The sequence below is a fragment of the Pseudomonas sp. BF-R-19 genome, from assembly GCF_019956445.1.
Lineage (GTDB): Bacteria > Pseudomonadota > Gammaproteobacteria > Pseudomonadales > Pseudomonadaceae > Aquipseudomonas > Aquipseudomonas fluorescens_BH.
This window is the reverse complement of sequence record NZ_JAHBDN010000039.1, coordinates 18,663-43,693: the sequence shown is the minus strand read 5'-3', so window position 1 is coordinate 43,693 and position 25,031 is coordinate 18,663. Positions and strand designations below refer to the sequence as shown.

Annotated in this window: 18 protein-coding genes; 10 read left to right on the top strand and 8 right to left on the bottom strand. The window is 58.1% G+C overall.

What is annotated here, in order from left to right; translation table 11 throughout:
• Positions 1 to 93 precede the first annotated feature (93 nt).
• On the top strand, positions 94 to 4,749 hold the full coding sequence (locus tag KGB28_RS08425; protein ID WP_223444132.1) for a dermonecrotic toxin domain-containing protein: 4,656 nt from the start codon (positions 94 to 96) through the stop codon (positions 4,747 to 4,749).
• 61 nt (positions 4,750 to 4,810) lie between these two features.
• Here the strand turns inward: KGB28_RS08425 and KGB28_RS08420 are convergent, their stop codons facing one another.
• The 6 genes from KGB28_RS08420 to KGB28_RS08395 all read right to left on the bottom strand — a co-directional run bounded on the left by KGB28_RS08420 (position 4,811) and on the right by KGB28_RS08395 (position 11,910).
• Positions 4,811 to 6,067 carry a hypothetical protein gene (locus KGB28_RS08420; protein WP_223444130.1) on the bottom strand — a complete coding sequence of 419 codons (1,257 nt, stop codon included), beginning with the start codon at positions 6,065 to 6,067 and terminating at the stop codon, positions 4,811 to 4,813.
• A 61-nt stretch (positions 6,068 to 6,128) separates the two neighbouring features.
• Positions 6,129 to 6,617 carry a CS1 type fimbrial major subunit gene (locus KGB28_RS08415; RefSeq protein ID WP_223444128.1) on the bottom strand — a complete coding sequence of 163 codons (489 nt, stop codon included), beginning with the start codon at positions 6,615 to 6,617 and terminating at the stop codon, positions 6,129 to 6,131.
• Positions 6,618 to 6,693: 76 nt separating this feature from the next.
• Positions 6,694 to 7,434 carry a molecular chaperone gene (locus KGB28_RS08410; protein ID WP_223444126.1) on the bottom strand — a complete coding sequence of 247 codons (741 nt, stop codon included), beginning with the start codon at positions 7,432 to 7,434 and terminating at the stop codon, positions 6,694 to 6,696.
• A gap of 52 nt (positions 7,435 to 7,486) precedes the next feature.
• Positions 7,487 to 8,755: a hypothetical protein gene (locus tag KGB28_RS08405; RefSeq protein WP_223444125.1), complete on the bottom strand. Its 1,269-nt coding sequence runs from the start codon at positions 8,753 to 8,755 to the stop codon at positions 7,487 to 7,489.
• Between the two features lie 30 nt (positions 8,756 to 8,785).
• On the bottom strand, positions 8,786 to 11,308 hold the full coding sequence (locus tag KGB28_RS08400; protein WP_223444124.1) for a TcfC E-set like domain-containing protein: 2,523 nt from the start codon (positions 11,306 to 11,308) through the stop codon (positions 8,786 to 8,788).
• A 110-nt stretch (positions 11,309 to 11,418) separates the two neighbouring features.
• On the bottom strand, positions 11,419 to 11,910 hold the full coding sequence (locus KGB28_RS08395) for a CS1 type fimbrial major subunit (protein WP_223444122.1): 492 nt from the start codon (positions 11,908 to 11,910) through the stop codon (positions 11,419 to 11,421).
• A gap of 503 nt (positions 11,911 to 12,413) precedes the next feature.
• Here KGB28_RS08395 and KGB28_RS08390 point away from each other — a divergent pair.
• Together KGB28_RS08390 and KGB28_RS08385 are read left to right on the top strand one after the other, a co-directional pair.
• A complete protein-coding gene (locus KGB28_RS08390; protein WP_223444120.1) occupies positions 12,414 to 12,989 on the top strand; it encodes a PadR family transcriptional regulator in 576 nt (191 codons plus the stop codon).
• Positions 12,986 to 13,771, top strand: coding sequence for a siderophore-interacting protein (locus KGB28_RS08385; protein WP_223444118.1), 786 nt, complete (start codon positions 12,986 to 12,988; stop codon positions 13,769 to 13,771). Before KGB28_RS08390 ends, KGB28_RS08385 begins: the two co-directional genes overlap by 4 nt.
• Before the next feature lie 139 nt (positions 13,772 to 13,910).
• Here KGB28_RS08385 and KGB28_RS08380 read toward each other — a convergent pair whose 3' ends face one another.
• Together KGB28_RS08380 and KGB28_RS08375 are read right to left on the bottom strand one after the other, a co-directional pair.
• On the bottom strand, positions 13,911 to 14,570 hold the full coding sequence (locus KGB28_RS08380) for a Pr6Pr family membrane protein (protein WP_223444116.1): 660 nt from the start codon (positions 14,568 to 14,570) through the stop codon (positions 13,911 to 13,913).
• A gap of 2 nt (positions 14,571 to 14,572) precedes the next feature.
• A complete protein-coding gene (locus tag KGB28_RS08375; protein ID WP_046041003.1) occupies positions 14,573 to 14,803 on the bottom strand; it encodes a VF530 family DNA-binding protein in 231 nt (76 codons plus the stop codon).
• A 306-nt stretch (positions 14,804 to 15,109) separates the two neighbouring features.
• On the opposite strand from KGB28_RS08375, the gene KGB28_RS08370 reads away from it, so the two are divergent.
• The 7 genes from KGB28_RS08370 (at position 15,110) to cmoB (ending at position 25,018) form a co-directional block, all read left to right on the top strand.
• Positions 15,110 to 16,492 (top strand): carbohydrate porin, encoded by a 1,383-nt coding sequence (locus tag KGB28_RS08370; RefSeq protein ID WP_223444114.1) that lies wholly within the window; start codon positions 15,110 to 15,112, stop codon positions 16,490 to 16,492.
• A 214-nt stretch (positions 16,493 to 16,706) separates the two neighbouring features.
• Positions 16,707 to 19,118 carry a glucose/quinate/shikimate family membrane-bound PQQ-dependent dehydrogenase gene (locus tag KGB28_RS08365; RefSeq protein ID WP_223444112.1) on the top strand — a complete coding sequence of 804 codons (2,412 nt, stop codon included), beginning with the start codon at positions 16,707 to 16,709 and terminating at the stop codon, positions 19,116 to 19,118.
• A gap of 304 nt (positions 19,119 to 19,422) precedes the next feature.
• Positions 19,423 to 21,840 carry an endopeptidase La gene (gene lon / locus KGB28_RS08360; RefSeq protein ID WP_223444110.1) on the top strand — a complete coding sequence of 806 codons (2,418 nt, stop codon included), beginning with the start codon at positions 19,423 to 19,425 and terminating at the stop codon, positions 21,838 to 21,840.
• A gap of 233 nt (positions 21,841 to 22,073) precedes the next feature.
• Positions 22,074 to 22,466: a protease inhibitor I42 family protein gene (locus KGB28_RS08355; protein WP_223444108.1), complete on the top strand. Its 393-nt coding sequence runs from the start codon at positions 22,074 to 22,076 to the stop codon at positions 22,464 to 22,466.
• Between the two features lie 2 nt (positions 22,467 to 22,468).
• Complete coding sequence (locus KGB28_RS08350; RefSeq protein WP_223444184.1) at positions 22,469 to 23,104, top strand: lysoplasmalogenase; 636 nt, start codon at positions 22,469 to 22,471, stop codon at positions 23,102 to 23,104.
• 181 nt (positions 23,105 to 23,285) lie between these two features.
• Positions 23,286 to 24,065 carry a carboxy-S-adenosyl-L-methionine synthase CmoA gene (gene cmoA, locus KGB28_RS08345; protein ID WP_191629417.1) on the top strand — a complete coding sequence of 260 codons (780 nt, stop codon included), beginning with the start codon at positions 23,286 to 23,288 and terminating at the stop codon, positions 24,063 to 24,065.
• Positions 24,062 to 25,018: a tRNA 5-methoxyuridine(34)/uridine 5-oxyacetic acid(34) synthase CmoB gene (cmoB, locus tag KGB28_RS08340; RefSeq protein WP_150726749.1), complete on the top strand. Its 957-nt coding sequence runs from the start codon at positions 24,062 to 24,064 to the stop codon at positions 25,016 to 25,018. Before cmoA ends, cmoB begins: the two co-directional genes overlap by 4 nt.
• Positions 25,019 to 25,031: the final 13 nt, after the last annotated feature.

Here is a 25,031-nt window from a genome sequence, read left to right as displayed (position 1 = left end):
CAGGCATCCATTCAAACCAGTTTTTGAGCTTTTTTCGGGGGCCACGCATACCTAGTCTGTCCGTTCCATTATTGATCAACGGACGATCAGACAATGCCCACCCCCTACAAAATTCCAGACTCGCTCGCCAATGATCTGGCCGATAAAAGTATCCATTTCGAACGGGTCGAACAGGCCATCCCTTACTGGCTGAAAGAAACTTCCATCGCTCGTGTCAATGAACTGAAAGCCGACAGAGTGATCCTTCCAGACCCGCTACGGGAAGCCACCCGGGCGCTGCAGCAACGCCTGAAGAATGACATCAAGCTCAGCTGGACTGCGCAAAACCAGGTAGATCGCGCACTGAGCGAACTGCAGGATGTCTACGCGTTTGCCCGGCCCATCCTGCAACAGGCGCTGAAGGACCGCTTCGGCGTCGACGACGATGTCGAGCAGACCTGGCTACGTTTGTATGCTCCGGTGAAAACATCCTGGTGGGTGCATGACTTTTCCGGCGGTACCACCAGCCGGACCGTCTCGCTGCTGGACGCCGCCCTGCATAATTTTTCGCTCGACGAGTCGTTTCACCAAGACTCCGAGTTCATCACCCGCCCCGACGCTCGTGGGCACTTCCTGGTCAAACACCTCAAGCACAAACTGAGCATCGATCAGTTCAAATCACTGTGCCGCGAACTGAACATCGGTGCCAGGTACCAGCAGCATCTGAACGAGTTTTTGCTGTCGACCAACAGAGTGGCGAGCAATTACCTGCGTTACATCGTCATTCGCAGTCAGAAAAGCGCGTTGAATGTCGCGGCACAAATGGCGCTGATGAAAAAGGACATCGATCAGGAGGCCTATGACGTCGTGCAAGGCATGCTCGACGATCGCTCAAAAATGCAATGGCGCGGGCAGCCCGTCGGCTATTACAACCTGTCGATGATGGACACGCGCCTGGTCGGCATTGTGCTGATCGCCCCTGATGTCTTCACCGCCACTAGCACCGTCCCGGTCATGGCGTATGTTCCCCATGACCCGGAGCATCCGCTCAAGCTGTACCCGTCGACGCTCGATTTTATGGCAGAACTGACGCGCCAGCTGCGCGATGGCAGCTCCAGCAAAAGTTATCAACAGTACTTCAGCCAGTTCGTGCCCCATCAGCAACGCGGACATTTCTTTGCCGGACTCAATGACCGCCTGAGCACAATCAAATGGCAGCCGGCCCCACCAGGCTCCAACTTGCCCAGTTGGCGCGAAACACCCGTGGCCAACCCCGACTTGAAGTTCGGCCTGTCGAGCGTCAAGACCGACAGAGAGACGGTTTTCAAGAATGATCTCTGGGGCTACTACTACCGACAGAAGCTCAACAAGATTCTCAACGATGGGCGGGAAATCGCGATTTCCACCGAGTATGCCGATCGTATGGCCCGCTGGGCCTGGTGGGATAACCTGGAAAAAATGCTGTCGGACATTCTCAACGTCGCGCTGCTGGTGGTCACACCGTTTGTCCCCGGCCTGGGCGAACTGATGCTGGCCTACACCGCCTGGCAACTGACCGATGAAGTGGTCGAGGGTATCGTCGACCTGGCCGAAGGTCATTTCGCCGAGGCGGCAGAACAGACCATCAGCGTGTTGGAAAGCGTCGTCCAGTTGGGCGCATTTGCGGCGGGCGGCGCAATCGGTAATGTCGCGCGGGCGAAACTCTCGCCGTTCTTCGAAAATCTGAAACCGGTGCAGTTGGCAAACGGTGAGACACGGCTGTGGAACCCTGACCTCAGCCCCTATCAACGAGCCGACATGGTTTTGCCGGCGGATGCACGGCCTGATCGACAGGGTATTCACCAGCATCGCGGCCGGCGAATTTTGCGCCTGAACAATCAACACTTCGAAGTGCTGGACGACCCGGTTACCGGGCAACAGCGCATTCGCCATCCGCAGCGGTTCGATGCCTATGCACCAACCCTGCGACACAACGGCCAGGGTGCCTGGGTCTGCGAAACGGAGAACCCACGCGAGTGGGAAGGCACGGCCCTGATGCGTCGCCTGGGCCATACGACCGATGCCTTCAGCGACACGCAACTGGAGCGGATTCGTCAGATCAGCGGTACTGAAGAGGCCGCGCTGCGCAGGATGCACATCGAGCACGCCCCTCCGCCGCCCTTGCTGACCGATACCCTGCAACGCCTGGGTGCGCCGGTGAATCCGCCTGCCGCGTTATCTCCCGAGATCACCTTACTGTTCAGCGACTTCCCCGAGCTGCCTGCCCGAGTTGTGGAAAACATCATGGCGGGCGCAACACCCTCGGAGCATCAATATATTGAGCGAAAGCTTCGGCTCCCCTTGCGTCTCAAAACCCAGGCACGAGAGCTCCAGTTCGAAGTGCAATCGGTCCGTGCAGCCCAAGGTCTGTACCTCGACGCATTGAGCAATATCGACACCGAACGCTTGGCATTGGGAGCGTTACGACTCAATACAGATATGTTTGGCGACCTGCGCATAGAAATCCGTCAGGGAACACTCGATGGCGAACTTCGTTGCAGTGCCGGGCCCGAGGACGCAACGCAGGTTCGGGTATTGATTCGAGACAATTCGGGGAAGTATCAGGTGCGCGATGCCTCGAATCAGTCTATCCACGATGCTGATGTCTTTTTTGAGGCCCTGCTGCATGCCATGGGCAACGAAGGTAAAAGAGCGTTGGGATACAAACCAGGCGATGCCAAGTTTTTCAGGCAGTGGGTCATTGTAAAGTCAGCACCGCCAAGCGAGCGAAGGACTGTCCTCGCCATGCCCCCCATCCGACCGATTGTCGAGCATGAAACGATGCTTTTGGTTCGTGGAGGTGGCCTCAGCAAGGAAGGAAAAACACTGCACGAACGAATTCAGGATCTTCATCCGCACTTCAGTGAGGCCGAGGTTGAGGTATTTGCTCAGGCCTTGAACGCCAGAGGTGAGCCGCTCAGGGCGATGGACGAGCAAGAAAAGGATCTCGCAGAGTTGCGGGGAATACTCATTCATTGGGAGCGCCAGCAACCTTCCAGTTCGGTTTCGGACAACCGCGGGTTCCTTGGCGGGGGTGGAAGGCACATAGTCGAACGGCTCATCGACTGTTACGAGCGGAAAAATACCGGGCTCGGTAGCCGCACCGATCCGTACTCCTACTCTCTCGATCTCTCTAGAGAGTTAATACCATTGGATCTGGAAACCTGGTGGTCAAAACGCCCAAAATTAAAAAAATATCTCGACAAAGTCACTGTGCTTAAACTCGACAACACAAGGTTTTCCAGCGAGTTATACGGGGTGCTGAAGGACTTTCCAAACCTGCGGGAACTCAATGCCAACCACTGCGAACTGACTCGCCTGCCAGATAGCATCGGTGCCATGCATGGTTTGGAATGTCTGCGATTGACTTCAAACGCTATTACCCTGGACCCTCCCGCTGTCGATAAACTGAGGTATCTGACTTATCTGGAAACTCTTGAGCTGGACGACAATCCACTAACCCTGCTGCCGGATATTGGGAGCATGCCCCGACTGAAGACTGTCGGCTTGAGGAATACCGGTATTACTACTTGGCCCACTGGCACTTTTACCAGACGCAGACCTCAGGAGTTTGTTTTGGATATGCGGGGTAATCCAATCAGTCTAATCCCTGAAGTGATTCATCAATCGCCAAATGCTTGGGTGGTAGGTCAAACACGTCTCGACATCGAGAACTTATCGGATTTGAACCGTCTCAGGATTAATCAAATACGTCAATTGCTAGGCCTTCCCAATGAGATAGGTGCGTCGCCGGTTATCGACATGCCGCCGGCCATATCGATATGGACCGGTGCTCCCGACGTGAGTCCTGGACGCATTAAAAATTGGGAGGAACTGAAACACGAATCCGACTCCGGACCTTTTCTGTCTTTCGTTAACGGGGCAGAGGGCTTCGCTGATTATCGTGCAGGAGAAGAAAGTCGGACACAATTACTCGATCGCCTGTGGCGCATGCTTGATGCCGTCTTCATCGACACCCCGCTTAGGGAAAAGCTATTCACAATGGCGAAGGATCCTGTGAGATGCGCCGATGCGGGTGCACAGCTATTCAACAATATGGGGATTGAGGTACTCGCCTTTGAGGCGCACGCCTACTCCACTGATCCAGAGATACTTGAAAATAAACTGGTGATGCTGGCCAAAGGTTCCGCGCGACTGGAACTTGTAAACGATATCGCCCGGGCCGATATGAGCAGCCGTGAGGGTAACCCTGACGAGGTAGAAGTCTACCTGGCTTATCAGACGGGCTTGGCCGGACGTTTGGACCTGCCTTGGCAATCCGAATCCATGCTTTACCGGGCGGTGTCCGGCGTCACCGATGACATGATCGATAGCGCATACGACACGGTGCTATCCATGGAAAAAGGTGACGGTCTGGTTAACAGAATGCTTGAACTGGACTTCTGGGAACGCTTTCTTCGTGAAACATACCCTTCGCAGTTCGAAGAAAACAAACAGTTCTATCTGAGTAAATCAGAGCGGCTCGATACGTTACTAAGCACCCAGCTCGAGTGGGTCAATTCGCCGCAATTGACGAAAATCCAACGCATGGACTTGCGAAACAAACTTATAGAACTCATGAACGGTTTTTCGATTCAGGAAGTCGTAGTGTTTTCCGGCATTCCAATAAGTGAAGATACTTACAATCGACTGCTCATCGACTTGGGAGACGAAGAAAAAGAACTGGCAAGACGTTTGACCCGAGAGGCCATGACAAGAGCCAACATTTAAACGATCAATAACTGATACCGCCCCTGAAGAGTTCCTAGAATGAGCCTTCAGGGACGGTCTGTCAGATCACTTCCGAGTCCCAGATCACCGTGACATTTCCCGTATAGGTTTTGGCAACCCCTTCACGCAACATCTGTTCGACGTGTTCCCGAGCCACTTCAAAGTGCAGGACTCCCGGCTTTCGGTCGACGTATAAACCAGGTTGAAACAACTCAGTGCCACTGCCATCAAGTCGCAGGGGACGACGATCAACGGGTTGTCCCGCTCCATCGGTCAAGCCGTATGGCAGTGTCACGCTGGTGTTCAAGGGCACAAGATCGGCAGAGCCCGCGTCGCGCAAACCGCAGGTGTTACCAGCGATGAACTGGCACTCGAGCTGCATCTTGAACCGCGATGAAGCGGAGATATTGAATGTCTGGTCCCGGAACAACCGCACCGGCTTGCGTCCCTGATTCAACCAGGCTTGCCAACCGCCCTGAGGCACCAGCTCAATGCGATTACCTCCCGGTGGGACGTCGACTTTCAGCGCATGCATGACATCCAGGGTGAAATTGAGGGTAATGGCGTTGTCGTTGGGGATCAGCACATCGCCCATGTCGAAGTCCATTCCCGGACCTGTGGTGTAGGTCAGTGAGCCTTTGTATTCTCCTGATGACATCCTCAGGGGGTTGGGCGTCCTCAGTTCGTAGACATACTCGACCGCACTGTAATTGAACCAGGGAATGTCGACAGACGGTTTTCTGCCACAAGCCCCTGCGCCTTCGGGTATCAGCCAGAAAAAGGGCGACCAAGCGACACCGGCAACCCCCACGTTCACGCCGGTACACGGCGCTGGAGCATTTTTCCATTGACTGAACCAACCGACACCGGGTCTGGCCCATGCACTGACCCCCGGAGGTCTCGCCATAGTCCAGCTACCACCAATTCCCGCGATTCGCATCTGAACAGTCTCACTCTCACCAGTACGACTGTGGAAGACCTCCAGACTCCTCCAACTGGATGGCACACTAAAAGTCGCGCCCATTCTAGGGTCGGCATGATCGGCAGCTATAGGTTGTGACGAATTGAATCGCAGACCGGGTATCGTCAGACTGAAGATGCCCAGACTCCTGCAACGAGCAGAAATCCAATGGACGCACACACCACTTTCCGGTGTTGTGTTCTTAAACTTGTTGAACATCGGATTTGTCGGATCAGGCACAAACTCCGCCCGAATCTCCTGAACTACCGCATTGGCGGACGGAGCATACAACCCTGTTAAAAAACCTCCCGCCAAGGAAAGCACAGTTATCACTTTTAGCGAAAAAGAGAGTTTCATTGTTAACCAACCTGAAATTTAAACGTGACGAAAACGCTCGTCATTTGTTTCTAAAACAGGATCAAGGAGCGCTCGCCTCAAAGATCATGTGCACGCTGCCGTAGTACTCACCGGGTTTGTAACCGTCATCCGGTTTGACTGCCGCAATCACCAGCTCCACGCGTTTACCGGTTTTTCCGTCAGTTTCCGAAATGACAGGTGCATCATGCACCGTGAGCTTTACCCGGTTGAACTGAACATCCAATGCAATATTGTCTACGTCTCTGCCATTGCTCAAATAAGGCTCATCACTTAATCGTGCAGTGATCTCGCCATTGCTGTTTTTGACATCGAATTGTTTACGCAGCGAACTTAGTTCCTGCGCAGTCAAATCCCAACTCAGTTTTTGTTCCCGTCCAATCCAGTCCGGATCAACCGGCAACACATAGAATTCCGCGGTCGGGATAGTGACTGAGACTTCAAAGGTTTCTCGCTCGACGAGTGCATAGGCATAAACGCTGCCCAGCGTCAGCGCCACCATCGAAATGAGGGTCATTAATTTTTTAAACATGTGTCATCACCTGTTTGCACTGCACGCAATTAAAAAGGCTGAAAGCCGTAACACAACCTCCGCCCAATGCTCAGCGTTATCCCTTTACGTCCAGCTTCGTGGCTTTGGATCCTTCAACCATGGTGAAACGGTATTCACGGCCTGCCTGCTTATCGAACTTGAATGTTCGACCGGCCAGAATGTGATGCTTGGTAACGGGCTGACATTCCTGTTCATTCTTGACTGAACAGTCCTTGAACTCATCGATCACCACCACGGTGTTGCCGTTATTACGGATTCGGTACTGGCTGACGTCGTTCTCGATCACACTGTCGTAACGAGTATCTTTTGGACGTACGAAAAATACAGTGCCGTACCCGGCCAGTACGTTGACCCCTGCCGACAGGCTCTTTTTGTAGTCTTCACGCTCTTCGACGGACACAGCAAACTCATCTTCCTTCTCCGGCACCACAGGCACGTAGCGCACGCGGAAGTAACGTTCTTTTTCACGCTCCCCCATGTACAACAACCGCGAACCCTGCATGCCGCTGGCCGGCACGATCAAGCGCGCGGGGCTGGCCATCAAGCCATTGCGGGAAGTGCCATCTGCCTGGTTCTCCAGTGGAATTTCCCGGGCCTTGCCATCGATGTCATAGATAATTTCGAGGATGTTGATCTTGACGAAAGCGGTGCTGTCACCACCGTTGAATACACGTTTCAAATAAGTACTTTTATCGCCATCCAGATAGTCGTAAACAACTCCGACATTGATTTGCGGCCCGGCCAGAGCAGCATGGGAAAACACAGAAAAACCAAAGAGTACCAACAGACGTTTCATGACATACCACCTCAATAAATTAACCCCCCGAATCGGATCCACCGACATGGGTTTAAACTTCCGAATCCCAGATCACCGTGACATCACCCGAGTATGTTTTTCTAACGCCCTCACTCAGCATCGACTCGACGTGTTCGCGGGCAATTTCAAAGTGCAGGGTTCCCGGCTTGCGATCGAGATAAAAACCGGGTTGAAAAAGCTCCGAGCCACTGCCATCGAGTCGAAGGGGAAGACGATTGACTGATTGCCCTGAGGCATCTGTCAGGCCGTTGGGCAGGCTTACGCCCATTTGCAATGGCACAAGATCAGCAGATTTCGCCTCACGTAACGCGCAGGTGTTGCCGACGATGTATTGGCATTCAAGCCGCATCTTGAAGCGGCTGGATGTCGAGATAGTGAAGGTCTGATCACGGAACAAACGGACAGGTTTACGTCCCTGGTTCAACCAGCCTTGCCAACCTCCCTGGGGGACCAACTCGATTTGATTGCCTCCGGGTGGAACATCAACCTTCAGGGCGTGTTCCACGGTCAGGGTAAAATCGAGTTGGATAATTGAATCCGTGGGAGCGACTATGTCGCCAAGGTCAAAATCGCCCCCAGGCATGATCGTGTATACCTGCGTACCTTCGTAGATCCCCGTCGACATTTTCAGCGGGTCCGGCGTACGCAGTTGATAGGTGAAATCCAGGTAGCGGTAACCTAAACCTGGAATGGGGAATTTGGCCTGTTTGCTACAAACCTGTTCTTCAGGCGTCAGCCAAAAAAAAGCGAAGCCGGTATAACCATAATAGGAATTGCGGCCGATACTTACACAGGGACTCGGTGCAGTTGCCCAACTGCTGCCCCACAACACCCTATGCCCTACCCTCAAATCAGTGGTACCTGTGAGTTCCATCACGCTATGGCTCAGGTCGTAAACACCGCCCATCCCGGCAATACGGACTTCTAACATGACCTCTTCGCCAGTTTCGCGGTGCCTCACTGACAAGTTGCGCCAGGCTGCAGGGGTCTTGATCATTGCCCCCGCGCGTATGTCAGCGTGATTGGCCTCGATAGGACCATTAAGTGGCACACCCCCCACGTGAGAGCGCAGGCTGAATATATTGTGAGCCCTGCAGATCTCCGGATAGTCGCGGCAGAACCCTTGATTGGGAGTTGTGTTCTTGAATTCGTTTTTCAGCGGGTTGCCCGGCTCAGGATTGAAGGTGGCCGTAATCGGCAGGACGATTGCTCCAGCCTTCATTGCCGAAACAGATAACCAGCAGCCGATCAAAATCGCCCTTGTCCTGAGCAATTGAAAGGCTGTCCAAAGATTCATCATTTTGCGATTCCAGATAGTCAGCAGTGTTTATTAACCAGCGTTTTGCACGGCTTCGGTGATATCCGCCAAGGTATCCGGCGTACAGTGCAAATCACCGATCATCAGCACATCGTTTTCACGTCGGGCGTTGTTCGGGTCGAGACGGAATTGGCAAAGCAACTGATTACCGGAACGCACTTCCAGCGTGGGTGAACCTGCATTCATTTCCATGGAGAAAAAGCCATCGACTTCGCTGACGCCACGACTGGCGTGGTTGATGATGTGATGGCCCTTGAGCGGCTTGCCCTGAGGGTCGACCAGGCGGCCGAGCACGGTGACGGTTTTGCTGACAGTGATCTTGCGGTACTCCACGCCGCCCTTGTTCAGGTGATAGCTGGAACGGGCCGGCTGGATACTCGCCGCGGGCACATGATTGCCCTCGAAATCGAAGCTCACGGAACTGCTTTTGTAGGCGGTGATCGGCACAAAGTTGCGCCCCGGCTTGAGTAACGCACTGCCGCCGCTCAAATCATCGGCGCGTAGCGCGATATCTTCGATGTCCGACTCCACATCGATGATCATGCCAGCACCGTCGCGGTGATACTGGCTGGTCATGACCATCTTGCTCGCGCCGACGGCCACGGTGCTGTCCAGGTTCAAGCCACCGGTGAGGTCGTTGTTGAAAGAGGAGCGCTGTATGAATCCGTCTCCATTGACCAGGTCCGATTGCATGTTCGCCATGGCATTCAAACCGACGCCGTAGGTATCGGTAATGGCCGTGGCCGAGACACTTTGCAACAGGTGATCCTGAAGGTCTTTGCGATAGGTGATCGACGCGTTGTTATCCCGGCCACCTTCGCGGGCAGTGCGGGTACCGATACTGCCGGAGATCTGCTCACCCGGGCCGCCAAGGGCGATGTTGACGCTCAGGTCGATGCCGCGATTCCTGTCATCACCCGAACTGAAACTGCCGGGCCGGTCGAACAGGGACAACCGCCAGTTAGCATCGCTGCCAAACAGTTGGGTGCGTTGGGTCCAGCCAAGATCAACGCCCGTGCCTTCGGTGTTGCCTTCGCTGTGGGACACCCGGGCATTGACCGAGCTTTTGCTGGTCAACCGATGATTGACCGACAGCGAAGAGTTACTGGTCTGGCCGACAAACACATTGCGCTGTCGCACTCGTGTACCGTCCGGCAACGTGTCGTAGAGCCGAGTCGTGTCGAGCCAGCTGCGGTTGTGGCTGGCGACGATGCTGCCGCTGCCATAGGAATAGAGCCCCTGCACGTCGAGGCCGGTGCCGTAGTTCTCGGTCTGGTAGACACTGGCATAGAGGCTCGCATTGTTGACGACCGCCCAGTCGACCGAGGTGCCGTATTGCAAGGCGTCACCCACCTGCCGCCCGCTCAGGCCCAGGATGACCCGTGGGTGTAACAGGTAGTTGATCGCCGCACCGGCGGTCATGTCGCCGTCGTCCTGTTCGTCCCAATTGCTGAGTACTTTGGATTCACGACCGGCGAACAGGTTGTAGCGCCAGCGCTCGTCGTGATTGCGCCAATTGCTGGGCTTGTAGACCAGTTCCTGGGTACTGGAGGTGATCTGACCGTCTTCGATCAGACGTACCTCCACTTCATAGATCCCTCCTGGCAACGGCCGGGTATCGAGGGTCTGCAACCCGGCGGGCACTGCCTGGGTGTTGATCAATAACCCATCACGGTAGATTTCCACTGAGCCTTGGCGATTGGCGGTGACGTAAATCGGATAGACCGCCGGTTTCAGATTATTGATGGCCAGACTGTCGGAGCTGCCGTACATGACGCCTAGCGCAGTGTCCGGACTGGTGCCAAAGGTACGCGGCTGTCGGGTCAACCCCTCGGACGAGGGTGTGAAAAGGCCCAGGCGCAGGAAGCTGCCCTCCAGTTCGCGCTGAGTGTAAAGCTCATTCACCGAGTGATAGAGCGTGTTGTCCATGCCGCCCAGTCGGGACAATTGCATATTGATCGCCTGAGTCCAGTTGCCCAGGCTGCTACTGGCCTCAAGACCATAACGCCCACCCAGATCCTGATTCTGGCCACCGTTGAGGTTCAATTGATTGCGCACGATCAGCCCGGTGCTGCCGCCTTCAGGCAGTGTGTAGTAACGCTGCGCCTGGCCGTCACGCTCGGCACTTTCCGTGAGGATCGACACCAGCGAGTTTTCAAGGCTGTAGTGCACCGCCAACAGTTGCTCCGGGCACTTGGCCTGGCAGCCGCCCAGCGCTACCCCTTGTTTCAGATAGTTCGACCAGGTGTCGCGCTCACTGGCCTTGATCGTGCTGTCGCCGACATCGGCGAAGTCAACGAGGGTGATACGATCGTCGCGGGTTAACACCACCATCGCCTCACCGAGAAATTGCTGGTCAAGTTCCACGCGCACCGCCAACGGCACATCAAAGAAGTGCTCTTCGAACTCGGTCGGCAGCCCCTTGGCCTGTGCCAGCAAACTTCGAGGGGTATGGCGGTTTTCCGCTGGCGCGGCCAGTGCGTTTGCGCAAAAAAGCAAGGCAAGCGCCGCCGCGATGGGAGTCATCGGGAACATGAAGGAAATACTCTGAAGATCAGTGCGTTAAAACCCGATCGACAGGTAGTGATTACCCATCGACCGGGAAGAATTACCAAATAAGGAAAGACCTTATTTCATAACCGTACTTACGGATTGACACGAGGAATTGCGTCGAAAATCACAACCGGGGTGGCCGTGTAAAGACCCGTTTGAGTGACCAATGGTTTGGCCGCGGCAATCACCAGGTCAGCGCGCATACCGCCGTTGGACTCAGCATCGCCAACCACTTCTTGAGAAGCTCCGGTCAAGGTCACCCCGTTGAAGGTGTAGGTCAGTGCAATGTTGTTGGCACCGTTGAACAGGGGCTGCGGCCCCCCTTCCACATAAGCGCCGACCGCGCCGTTGGTGTGCCGGATATCGTAAGCCGCCCGCAGTGAGCTCAGAGTGCCATCAACCAGGTTGTAGTTCATTTGTTCATCTTTACCGAAGTCAGGGTTCACCGGCTGGGCGTGAAATACCTTGCTTGGAATGGTGGCGCTGATATTGATGGAGCTACGCACTTCTTCTGCAGCAAATGCCATCGAAGAACTCAAAGCCAAAACAGCCAGAGGAGCAGCGAACGCAATTTTCTTGAACATCTTTCAGTACCTGTTTGTATAAAGGATCGAAGTGCTGAAAGTTCATGATGAGTAAAACTGTCACGAGCAGCTATTTGCCCAACCGAACTTTCAACGCCGAAAGATGATCGACCAATTGTTCCTGAAAGTAAGTAAGACAATTCCCACGAGTGCGTAGCCGAAGCGCCATGACAGCAGAAAGAAAAAACCTGAAATAACTACAAATCAATGCCTTGCTGTAAGAGACAGACTACAAACAGCACCCTACCTGCAATGACAGGCGAGATATCGACAAAGTAACTTCTGTAAGACCAATACCACAGCCCCAGTAAACAATGGAGCAAACTAATACATTAGAGAGTTAACACTAATCTTTGAGATTTTACCTGTACTAATAAGCACTATTTTTTCGATTTGACCTTCAAGCCAGGGCCGATGCAGGGATTGCCGTTAGTCGGGAACCTTTGCCCTTCAGATAAGATATATCTTAAGTTGTATCTAAACACGACGAGAGAAAGCAGAAAATGAGAGACCATCATTCCCCCCACCGCGAGCATGGCGATGGCCGCGACGGCTTCGAAAAACGTCCCGCCCGTGAACGCGGTGGCCGCGGGCCCCGGGTGTTTGCCCCCGGCGATCTGAAGTTGTTGCTGCCGGCATTGATCGCCGAACAGCCGTGCCATGGCTACGACCTGATCCGCCAGATCGAAGGCATGTTCGAGGGCGCCTACTGCCCCAGCCCCGGCGTGATCTACCCGACCCTGACGTTCCTGGAGGAAAGCGAACTGATCCTGGGCGACGCCGAAGGCGGAAAAAAACGCTACACCATCACCGATGCCGGACGTCTGTTCCTGCAAGAGCAAGCCGTTGCCCTGGATGGCGTGCGCACGCGCATCGACGTCAGTAAGCGTTCGCTACGCGGCCATGATCGCCCGGCGGAAATCCACGAGGCTGTGCATAACCTGCGCCACGCCCTGCAAATGCACCATGGGCGCTGGAGCCCGGACGAAATCCTGCGGGTACGTGACCTGCTCAACAACACCGCCAAAGCCATCGTCGACGGCCCCGCCGTTCAACCCGTTCAGGAGAACGCCGAATGACTGAAGTGATCGCCTCAACCATTTACCGTGTCATGCATGAAATCAAACGCCGTCGCCTGGAAGTCTTGCGCGTGGTCGACCTGACCCCGCGCATGCGTCGAATTACCTTGGGCGGCTCTGAACTGGCAGGCTTCGTCAGCCTGGGCACGGACGATCACGTCAAACTGTTGTTCCCGCAGAACGTCGAGCAGGCTGAGGCGCTGGAAACCCTGGTGCTGGGCGCCGGCAAGGACAACGGTCCGCTGCCTGAGATGCGCGACTACACCCCGCGCCGCTACGACCTCGATACCCTGGAGCTGGACATCGACTTCGTGCTGCACGGCGACGGCCCGGCCTCGACCTGGGCGACGCAGGCCCAACCCGGGCAGTTCCTGCACATCGGCGGGCCGCGGGGTTCGATGATCGTGCCGGACATGTTCGACAGCTACTTGCTGATCGGCGACGAAACCGCCCTGCCCGCCATCGCCCGGCGCCTTGAAGGCCTGGCGGCCAACCGCCGTGCGCTGGTGATCGTGGAAGTGGAAAACGGCAAGGAGCAGCAAGTGCTGCACAGTGCGGCCGAGGTCAATGTGATCTGGGTGCTGCGCGAAGGTGGCAAGGACAATCTGCTGACCACCGTGCGCCAGATCCAGGTGCCAGCCGGCAGCCTGTACGCGTGGGTGGCGACCGAGAGCAAAGTGTCGCGGCAGATTCGCCGGGTGTTGCTCGACGAGCATGGGCTGGACGAGCAGTTCGTCAAGGCGGTTGGGTACTGGAAACTGGGGGACAGCGGCGAGGAGTGATCTGCTCTCGGGCCTCTTCGTCGGAACGCCGCCCGGAGCAAGCCCGCTCCCACACTTGGTCTTGGTCGCACCTAAATTCTGCGCACACTGAAGATCTACTGTGGGAGCGGGCTTGCTCGCGAAGGCGTTGCCACAATCGCTACAAATCCACGCTTTTGCCACGCCGTCCCAGCCACCGATCCAACCCGATCACCAGCAACCCAATCACCACAAACCCCGCCAACAACCCGCCGGCATTGATGAACACCTGTGGATAACCGAGTTTGTCCACATCCACGAACGGATACGGGTAAACCGCCAGCAGGTGCCCGCGCAACAGCGCATAGGCGAAATACAGCAGTGGATAAATCACCCACAGCGCGATATGCCACACGCGCAATGTGCCCTTGGGTACACACCACCACCAATACCCCAGGAACAGCAACGGCATGATGTCGTGCAACAGTTCATCGGCCAGCCATTGCCAGCCCTCGGGATGCCACAAGTGGCGCAGCAACAGGTTGTAGCCGAGGCTCACCACGGCGATGCTCACGGCAATCGCACTGCTGACCCAAGGCTGCAGGAACCAGCGGCGCGCGGCTGACTCGCGGGATGTCCATTCACAGGTCAGCACGGTCGCCACCAGGGTGTTGCTCAGCACGGTGAAATAGCTGAAAAAACTCATCAGCCCGCCGATCAGGCTGGCGCCCAGCGCCCAGCGTGAATGGAGAATCAGGTACATCTGGATGCTCAATCCCGCCCAGCCGAGCATGGCAGCCACGGCCACAAAATGACGGCGTAACGCAGACGGGTCGGCCATGTTCAAAGCGGTCGTTTGGTGCGCATCAACTTCACATACAGGCGTTCGACCTTCTCCCGCGCCCATGGGGTCTTGCGCAGGAACGTCAGGCTCGACTTGATGCTCGGTTCGCTCTTGAAGCAGCGGATATCGATGCGCTCGGCCAGCCCCGACCACTCGTAGTGTTCAACCAGCGCGTTGAGGATCTGTTCCAGCGTCACGCCATGCAACGGATCGGTGTTGTGTTCGGTCATGCCGGGCCTTCGAGCAGAGTGGGAATTGGAAGCCGCGCACCTTACGTTAAATGTAGGTGAAACGGAAAAGATCGTCCGGATACGTCCCGAGTTTGCGTGGGAACACGCGCGGATGGAGTCCCTCAAGACTGCGATCTTTTGTCACTGTTACCAAATCCGAAAGGCTGCATGTCAGCAAAAGCACTTTCTCTATTTGTAACAGAACATTATCCTTGCGCCCCGCTGCCTGCTGAAACGCTTCTGCTTTCGCTTCAAGCCTGCTGCTTTCCGTTTATCCCCCAGAAAAAGATCAAGAACTCCGTCTCTATGCCTGACTTTAAATCCTTGCGAGACAGCGCTGTCTTTGCAACTGCTGCCCACCGAAACATCCTGCCCCTGATCGGTGGCCTTACCGCGCTGGGCCTTGCCTCCTGCGTTCAGGCGGCGCCTGCCTTCGATAGCGATTCACCGTGGATGCTCGGTGACTGGAACGGCACTCGCACAGAACTCGCGGAAAAAGGCTACGACTTCAAAGTCGACTACACCGGTGAAATGGGCAGCAATCTGCACGGCGGCTACGACCACGACCGCACGGCCCGCTACAGCGACCAGTTCGGCCTGGGCACCCATCTGGACTTGCAGAAGATCCTTGGCTGGGACGACGCCGAGTTCCAGTTGACTATCACCGAACGCAACGGCAACAACATCAGTAACGACCGCATCAACGACCCACGGGTCGGTGGCTTCACCTCGGCCCAGGAAGTCTGGGGCCGCGGCCAGACCTGGCGCCTGACGCAGATGTGGTATCAGCAGAAATTCTTCGATGAAAAACTCGACATCAAGGTCGGCCGATTCGGCGAAGGCGAAGATTTCAACAGCTTCCCCTGCGACTTCCAGAACCTGGCGTTCTGCGGTTCCCAGGTCGGCAACTGGGCGGGCGACATCTGGTACAACTGGCCGGTCAGCCAGTGGGCGATGCGGGTCAAATATCACCTGACGCCAGAGCTTTATGCACAGGTCGGCGCGTACGAGCAAAACCCGTCGAACCTTGACCGCGACAACGGTTTCAAGCTCAGCGGCAGCGGCACCCAAGGCGCGGTCCTGCCGGTGGAGCTGGTGTGGACGCCAAAGCTCAACGGCCTGCCGGGTGAATACCGCGCCGGTTACTACTACAGCAGCGCCAGCGCCACCGACGTCTACAAGGACAGCAATGGCCAGCCTGCCGCCCTTAGCGGCGAAGCCTACCGCAGCGCGTCGAGCAAGCACGGCGTGTGGCTGGGCCTTCAGCAGCAAGTCACCAGCGTCGCCAGCGACCACTCCCGCGGCCTGAGCCTGTTTGCCAACGGCACGATGCACGACAAGAAGACCAACGCCATCGACAACTACGTCCAGGCCGGCCTTGTCTACAAAGGCCCGTTCGACGCGCGCGCCCGGGACGACATCGGCTTTGCCATGGCCCGCGTCCACGTCAACCCGGCCTTTCGCAAGAATGCCGAGGCGACCAACCAGGCCAACGCCGTATTCGACTACGACAACCCGTCCTACCTGCCACCCCAGGACACCGAATACAGCGCCGAACTTTATTACGGCGTGCACGTGACCCACTGGCTGACCGTGCGCCCGAACCTGCAATACATCCGCCACCCCGGTGGCGTGAACGAGGTCGATGACGCGCTGATCGGCGGGATCAAGGTCCAGTCCTCGTTCTGACCAACACCACAAAACCCTGTGGGAGCGGGCTTGCTCGCGAAGGCGTCATCACAGCCAACATTTGTGTTGCCTGAGCCACCGCTTTCGCGAGCAAGCCCGCTCCCACAAGGGATTGCGTGAACCCAACAGCCTTTATCTGAACCATGCCCGCACAAGATCGTCATCTACAGTGAACTTGCGCAGGACTACTTGAAACATCACGGAGAATCACACTATGAGCACTGATAGTGCCTTGAGTCGAAGCCGTCTGTTGCCGACCCTGCTCGGCATCCTGCTTCTGCTGATGGGCCTGGCCATGCTGGCCGGGGGGATCAAGCTGAGCATGCTCGGCGGCTCGCTGTATTACCTGCTGGCCGGTATCGGCATCGCGCTGAGCGGCGTCCTGCTGATCGCCGCCCGCCGCGCGGCGCTGGGCCTGTATGCACTGGTGCTGTTCGCCAGCACCCTGTGGGCGCTGTGGGAAGTTGGCCTGGACTGGTGGCAACTGGTGCCGCGCCTGGCGCTGTGGTTCGCCCTCGGTGTGGTGATGCTGCTGCCGTGGTTCCGTCGTCCATTGCTGATCAACGGCCCTGCCCCCATGGGCACTGGCACCTTGAGCGTGGCCGTGGTCCTGGCCGGTGTCACCGCCGTGGCCAGCCTGTTCACCCATCCGGGCGAGACCCTCGGCGAGTTGGGTCGTGATTCGGCTGACATGACCAGCACTGCGCCACAAATGCCTGACGGAGACTGGCAGGCCTATGGCCGCAGCGAATTCGGTGACCGCTATTCGCCACTCAAGCAGATCACCCCGGCCAACGTCGGCAAGCTGCAAGAAGCCTGGCGTATCCAGACCGGCGATCTGCCAACCGCCGATGACCCGGTGGAACTGACCAACGAAAACACCCCGCTCAAGGCCAACGGCATGCTCTATGCCTGCACCGCCCATAGCAGGGTGCTGGCGCTGGACCCGGACACCGGCAAGGAACTGTGGCGTTTCGACCCGCAGATCAAGAGCCCGGTGGGCTTCAAGGGCTTCGCCCACATGACCTGCCGTGGCGTGTCGTACTACGACGAAGCGGCCTACGCCAAGTCTGAAAGCGCTGCCTCGGCAATGATTTCCGAGGCCGGCAAAGCCGTCGCCCAGGCCTGCCCGCGCCGTCTGTACCTGCCAACCGCCGATGCACGCCTGATCGCACTCAACGCCGACACCGGCAAGGTCTGCGAAGGTTTCGGTAAAAACGGTGTGGTTGACCTGACTCAAGGCATTGGGCCGTTCACCCCTGGTGGCTACTACTCCACCTCGCCGGCAGCGATCACCCGTGACCTGGTGATCATGGGCGGCCACGTCACCGACAACGAGTCGACCAACGAGCCATCCGGTGTGATCCGTGCCTTTGACGTACACGATGGTCATCTGGTGTGGAACTGGGACAGCAACAATCCCGACGCAACCGAACCGCTGCCAGAGGGCGAACACTACAGCCGCAACTCGGCCAACATGTGGTCGCTGGCCAGCGTCGACGAAAAACTCGGCATGGTCTACCTGCCACTGGGCAACCAGACCCCTGACCAGTGGGGCGCAGACCGCACCCCGGGCGCCGAGAAGTTCAGTGCCGGCCTGGTCGCGCTGGACCTGGCCACCGGCAAGGTGCGCTGGAACTACCAGTTCACTCACCACGACCTGTGGGACATGGACGTCGGCAGCCAGCCAACCCTGCTGGACATGAAAACCGCCGACGGCATCAAGCCGGCTGTGATCCAACCGACCAAGCAAGGCAGCCTGTACGTACTCGACCGTCGCGACGGCACGCCGATCATCCCGATCAAGGAAATCCCGGCTCCGCAAGGCGCCGTGAAAGGTGACCACACCGCGCCGACCCAGGCCCGTTCGGACCTGAACCTGCTGGCCCCGGAACTGACCGAAAAAGCCATGTGGGGCGCCAGCCCGTTTGACCAGATGCTGTGCCGCATCCAGTTCAAGGAACTGCGCTACGAAGGCCAGTACACCCCGCCGTCGGAACAGGGCAGCCTGATCTATCCGGGTAACGTCGGCGTCTTCAACTGGGGCGGAGTTTCGGTCGACCCGGTTCGCCAGATGCTGTTCACCAGCCCGAACTACATGGCCTTCGTATCGAAAATGGTGCCTCGCGCCGAAGTCGCGGCCGGCAGCAAGCGCGAGAGCGAAACCGCGGGCGTGCAACCGAACACCGGCGCGCCTTACGCGGTGATCATGCACCCGTTCATGTCGCCGTTCGGCGTACCGTGCCAGGCTCCAGCCTGGGGCTACGTGGCCGGCATCGACCTGACCACAAGCAAAGTCGTGTGGAAACGCAAGAACGGCACCAGCCGCGACAGCTCGCCATTGCCTATCGGCCTGCCACTCGGCGTGCCAAGCATGGGCGGCTCGATGGTCACCGCCGGTGGCGTCGGCTTCCTCAGCGGCACGCTGGATCAATACCTGCGCGCCTATGACGTCAACACCGGCAACGAGCTTTGGAAATCGCGCCTGCCGGCTGGCGGTCAGGCTACGCCGATGACCTACACCGGCAAGGACGGCAAGCAGTACGTGCTGTTGGTCGTCGGTGGTCACGGCTCACTGGGCACCAAAATGGGTGACTATGTGATTGCGTACAAACTGTCCGAGTAAGTTTTAGCGGCAGTAAAACGAAAGGCGACGCCCGTGAGGACGTCGCCTTATTTTGTGCCACACCGCCCCCCTTGTGGGAGCGGGCTTGCTCGCGAAAGCGGTGTGTCAGGCAACATTTACATCGACTGACACTCCCTCTTCGCGAGCAAGCCCGCTCCCACATTTTGACCGCGCACAGCCTTGGTTCAGCTAACCTGTCTCTGCGCTGAACACACCTGCGAAACACCGCATCGCAGAAAATGACCGTTGAAACCACCGCCAACCTGCCCCATCTAAGACCCATACCCATTGCGCAGGTGCCCCCATGAGCGACCAGCAGGAATTCCCCGAAGACCCGAGTGAATACGCCGACCCGGAAAACGCCACGCAGCACAAACCTGGCAAAGGCCTGGCCCTGCCTGGCCAGAACCTGCCGGACAAGGTCTACATCATCCCGATCCACAATCGCCCGTTCTTCCCGGCCCAGGTGCTGCCGGTCATCGTCAACGAAGAGCCGTGGGCCGAGACCCTGGACCTGGTGGCCAAGTCCGAACACCATTCCCTGGCCCTGTTCTACATGGACAGCCCCCAGGAAGACCCGCGCCATTTCGACACCTCGGCCCTGCCGCTCTACGGCACGCTGGTCAAGGTGCACCACGCCAGCCGCGAAAACGGCAAGCTGCAATTCGTCGCCCAGGGCCTGACCCGCGTACGTCTCAAGACCTGGCTCAAGCATCACCGCCCGCCGTACCTGGTGGAAGTCGAATACCCGCATCAGCCCTCCGAGCCGACCGATGAGGTCAAGGCCTATGGCATGGCGCTGATCAATGCGATCAAGGAACTGCTGCCGCTCAACCCGCTGTACAGCGAAGAGCTGAAGAACTACCTCAACCGCTTCAGCCCCAACGATCCGTCGCCGCTGACCGATTTCGCCGCCGCGCTCACATCGGCCACCGGTAGTGAACTGCAGGAAGTGCTCGACTGCGTGCCGATGCTCAAGCGCATGGAAAAAGTCCTGCCGATGTTGCGCAAGGAAGTCGAAGTCGCGCGCCTGCAAAAAGAGATTTCCGCCGAAGTTAACCGCAAGATCGGTGAACATCAGCGCGAGTTTTTCCTCAAGGAGCAACTCAAGGTCATCCAGCAGGAGCTGGGCCTGACCAAAGACGACCGCAGCGCCGACCTCGAACAGTTCGAACAGCGGCTGGTGGGCAAAGTCCTGCCAACGCAGGTGCAGAAACGCCTCGAAGAGGAAATGAACAAGCTGTCGATCCTCGAAACCGGCTCGCCGGAATATGCGGTGACCCGCAATTACATCGACTGGGCGACCTCAGTGCCGTGGGGCGTGTACGGCGAGGACAAACTCGACCTCAAGCACGCGCGCAAGGTGCTGGACAAACACCACGCCGGCCTCGACGACATCAAGGACCGCATCCTCGAATTTCTCGCCGTTGGTGCCTATAAAGGCGAAATCAGCGGTTCCATCGTGCTGCTGGTCGGCCCGCCGGGCGTGGGCAAGACCAGCGTCGGCAAATCCATCGCCGAATCCCTGGGCCGGCCGTTCTACCGCTTCAGCGTCGGCGGCATGCGCGACGAAGCCGAGATCAAGGGCCACCGCCGCACCTACATCGGCGCACAGCCGGGCAAACTGGTGCAGGCGTTGAAAGACGTCGAAGTGATGAACCCGGTGATCATGCTCGACGAGATCGACAAGATGGGCCAGAGCTACCAGGGCGACCCGGCTTCGGCGTTGCTGGAAACCCTCGATCCTGAGCAGAACGTCGAATTCCTCGACCACTATCTCGACCTGCGCATGGATCTGTCGAAAGTGTTGTTCGTCTGCACCGCCAACACCCTCGATTCGATCCCCGGCCCGTTGCTCGACCGGATGGAAGTGATTCGACTGTCGGGTTACATCACCGAAGAAAAAGTCGCCATCGCCAAGCGTCACCTGTGGCCCAAGCAGCTTGAGAAAGCCGGCGTGTCCAAGGGCAGCCTGAGCATCAGCGACAGCGCGCTCAAGGCGCTGGTCGACGGTTATGCCCGTGAAGCCGGCGTGCGCCAGCTGGAAAAAAACCTCGGCAAACTGGTGCGCAAAGCGGTGATGAAACTGCTCGACGAGCCGAAAGCGGTGATCAAGCTCGGCCCGAAAGACCTCGAGGCGTCCCTCGGCAAGCCAGTGTTCCGCAACGAGCAGGTGCTGTCGGGTGTCGGCGTGATCACCGGCCTTGCCTGGACCAGCATGGGCGGCGCGACCCTGCCGATCGAAGCCACGCGCATCCACACCCTCAACCGTGGCTTCAAGCTCACCGGGCAACTGGGTGATGTGATGAAGGAGTCGGCGGAAATCGCCTACAGCTACGTCAGCTCGCACCTGAAGTCCTATGGCGGCGATCCGAAGTTCTTCGACGAAGCCTTCGTCCACCTGCACGTGCCGGAAGGTGCCACGCCGAAAGACGGCCCGAGCGCCGGCGTGACCATGGCCAGCGCCCTGCTTTCGCTGGCGCGCAACCAGCCACCGAAAAAAGGCGTGGCCATGACCGGCGAGCTGACGTTGACCGGGCATGTACTGCCGATTGGCGGGGTGCGGGAAAAGGTAATTGCGGCGCGGCGGCAGAAGATTTTCGAGCTGATTCTGCCGGAGGCGAATCAGGGCAATTTCGAGGAGCTGCCGGAGTATCTGAAGGAAGGGATTACCGTGCACTTTGCCAAGCGTTTTGCGGATGTGGCGAAGGTGTTGTTCTGATGTTCTTGTAGCGCCTGTACTGCCGTCTTCGCGGGCAAGCCCGCTCCCACAGGAAATTGAGTCGGTCACAAAACTTGTGTGCACCCTCAATCCCTGTGGGAGCGGCGGTGCGACGATTCGACTTGCCCGCGAAGGCGTCAGTCCTGACACCACCGTCCAGGCTGACTGTCACACTTTGTCTCATCTTCAGTTATGCTCGCCGTTCGTCGTGAACGCCGGAGCCCCCGAAGCCTATGTCCCCCATTCGCCTGCTTGTCCCCCTCGCCCTCGCCTTGCTGGCCGGATGCGCCACGCAACCTGCGCACAACGTGACCGTGGAAAAACAAAGCGAATGTCCGGTGCAGCTCAGCAACGGGCAAAACCTGATCCTGACCCTGCCGAGCAATCCGACCACGGGTTATCGCTGGGCGATCCAGGATTCCGCCGGTGGCGTGTTACACGCCCTGGGGCCAGAGGTTTATCGAAATCCGGAAGATGCCGGCATCGTCGGCGCGGCCGGGGTCTCGACTTGGCGCTTTCAGGCTTTTGCGACTGGCACCGGGCGTTTGCGCCTGACCTCGCAACAGCCATGGGCGCCGGAAGTGCTGCCGGTGGATTCGTTCGACTGCGCGATCTCGGTCAACTGACCGTGGGCTGGCTGATTCTGGCGCTGATGGGCGCGGTGACCTTCCTTTATGGCCTGAGCGTGCATGCGTCCCTGCTGTGCCTGCTGGTCAAGCCGCTGCCGGTGTTGGCCCTGCTCGGCTGGCTGCACGATGCACCGCCCGGCGAATATCGGCGCTGGATCAGCCTTGGGTTGATTTTCTCCCTGGTCGGCGACGTGTTGCTGGCATGGCCGGGGGATTTGTTCGTGTTTGGCCTTGGCGCGTTTCTGGTCGCGCACCTGGCTTATCTCAAGGCTTATCTGAGCGATTGCCGGCGCCTGGCCGTACTGCCGCTGGTGCTGGCCCTCTGCGTCGGCGCGGTCCTGCTGGGGATTTTGATTTCCAACGGACTCGGCCCGTTGCTGGTGCCCGTGATTGTCTATGGCACGGCGATCAGCGCCATGCTCTGGCGCGCCCTGGCCCGACTCGGGAGCGATGTGCCCAAGCGTTCGGCGCTGCTGGCGGCGGCAGGGGCGGTGGCGTTCGTGTTCTCCGACAGCGTGATCGGCATCAGCCGGTTTGTGGTGCCGTTCGATGCGGCGCCTTATGTGATCATTCTCAGTTACTGGCTGGGGCAATGGGGTATCACTGCCTCGGCATTCACTCAAAAATCTCGTTGACCCCATCGCGAGCAAGCTCGCTCCCACATTTGATCTGCTGTGAATACAAGATTTGTATCCGACGAGATCCATTGTGGGAGCGAGCCTGCTCGCGATAGCGATATCACTGACAACGAAGTATCCGCACCTATCCCGCCGCTTTATCAGACAACCCGCGCATCCCCGCGCCAACTTGGCTAAAATGCCGGCCTTTTCCACCTACACCGCTGGAACCGCCGTGAGCAAAGAACCCGATCGCCTTTTCGCCCAGCCTTTGGCCCAGGTGCCTGACTTCGCCTTTAACGAGGACGTGGTGCGGGTGTTCCCGGACATGATCAAGCGCTCGGTGCCGGGTTACCCGACCATCGTCGAAAACCTCGGCGTGCTCGCCGCGCAGTTCGCCCAGCCCCACAGCGTGCTCTACGACCTTGGCTCGTCGCTGGGTGCCGTGACCCAGGCCCTGCGCCGGCACGTGCGCACCGACGGTTGCCGGGTGATCGCTGTGGATAACTCGGCGGCGATGGTCGAACGCTGCCGCGAGTACCTCAACGGTCAGGATTCGATGTTCCAGGAGTTGCTACCGGTCGAGGTGATCGAAGGCGACATCCTCGCGCTGGAGTTCCAGCCGGCCTCGGTGGTAGCGCTGAACTTCACCCTGCAATTCATCGCCCCGGACCAGCGCACGGCGTTGCTGTCGCGCATCCGTCAGTCGCTGTTGCCTGGTGGTGCCCTGATCCTCTCGGAAAAACTGCGCTTCGAAGACGAGCAGGAGCACGCGTTGCTCACCGACCTGCACATCGCCTTCAAGCGCGCCAACGGCTACAGCGAACTGGAAATCGCCCAGAAGCGCAGCGCCATCGAAAACGTCATGAAGCCCGACAGCCTCGAAGAACACCGCGAACGCCTGCTGGCCGCCGGGTTCTCGAAGGTCGTGCCGTGGTTCCAGTGTCTTAACTTTGCCTCGTTGATTGCCTTGCCATGATTGATCTGTCTCCCCTCGCCCGCCGTCTGGCCGGCACGCCGCTGGCCGATTGGGCCAACACCCTGCAAGCGCAACTCGACAAGAAAATGGAAAAGGGCCATGGCGACCTGGAACGCTGGCAAAGCGCGCTGGATGCCCTGCCGAAGATCCAGCCGAGCGAAGTCGATCTGCTCAACGGCTTGAAGCTGGATACCGATTGCAGCGACGAGACCCGCGCGCAAATGCGCACTGCGCTGATGGGCCTGTCGCCATGGCGCAAGGGGCCGTTCGACCTGTTCGGCGTGCACGTCGACACCGAATGGCGCTCGGACTGGAAGTGGTCGCGGGTCGCCCCGCACCTGGATCTGAAAGGCAAGCGCATCCTCGACGTCGGCTGCGGCAACGGTTATTACATGTGGCGCATGCTTGGCGCCGGCGCCGACAGCGTGATCGGTGTCGACCCGAACTGGTTGTTCTTCTGCCAGTTCCAGGCAGTGCAGCGTTACTTGTCCGAACCGAATGCCTGGCACCTGCCCTTCCCGTTCGAAGACCTGCCGCCGAACCTCGAAGGGTTCGACACGGTGTTTTCCATGGGCGTGTTCTATCACCGACGTTCGCCCATCGAGCATTTGCTGGCGCTGAAGGATTGCCTGGTCAAGGGCGGGGAACTGGTGCTGGAAACCCTGGTGGTCGAAGGCGACAAGCATCAGGTACTGGTGCCGGAAGACCGCTACGCGCAAATGCGTAATGTGTGGTTCCTGCCGTCGGTGCCGGCGCTGGAATTGTGGCTGCGTCGGGCCGGGTTCACCGATGTGAAGTGCGTGGATGTGAGCACCACCACAGTCGAGGAACAGCGCGGGACGGAGTGGATGAAGTATCAGTCGTTGAGCGACTTCCTCGATCCCGAGGATCACAGCAAGACCGTTGAAGGGCTGCCGGCGCCGATGCGGGCGGTGATTGTGGCTCGCAAGTAAAACCACAATCTCC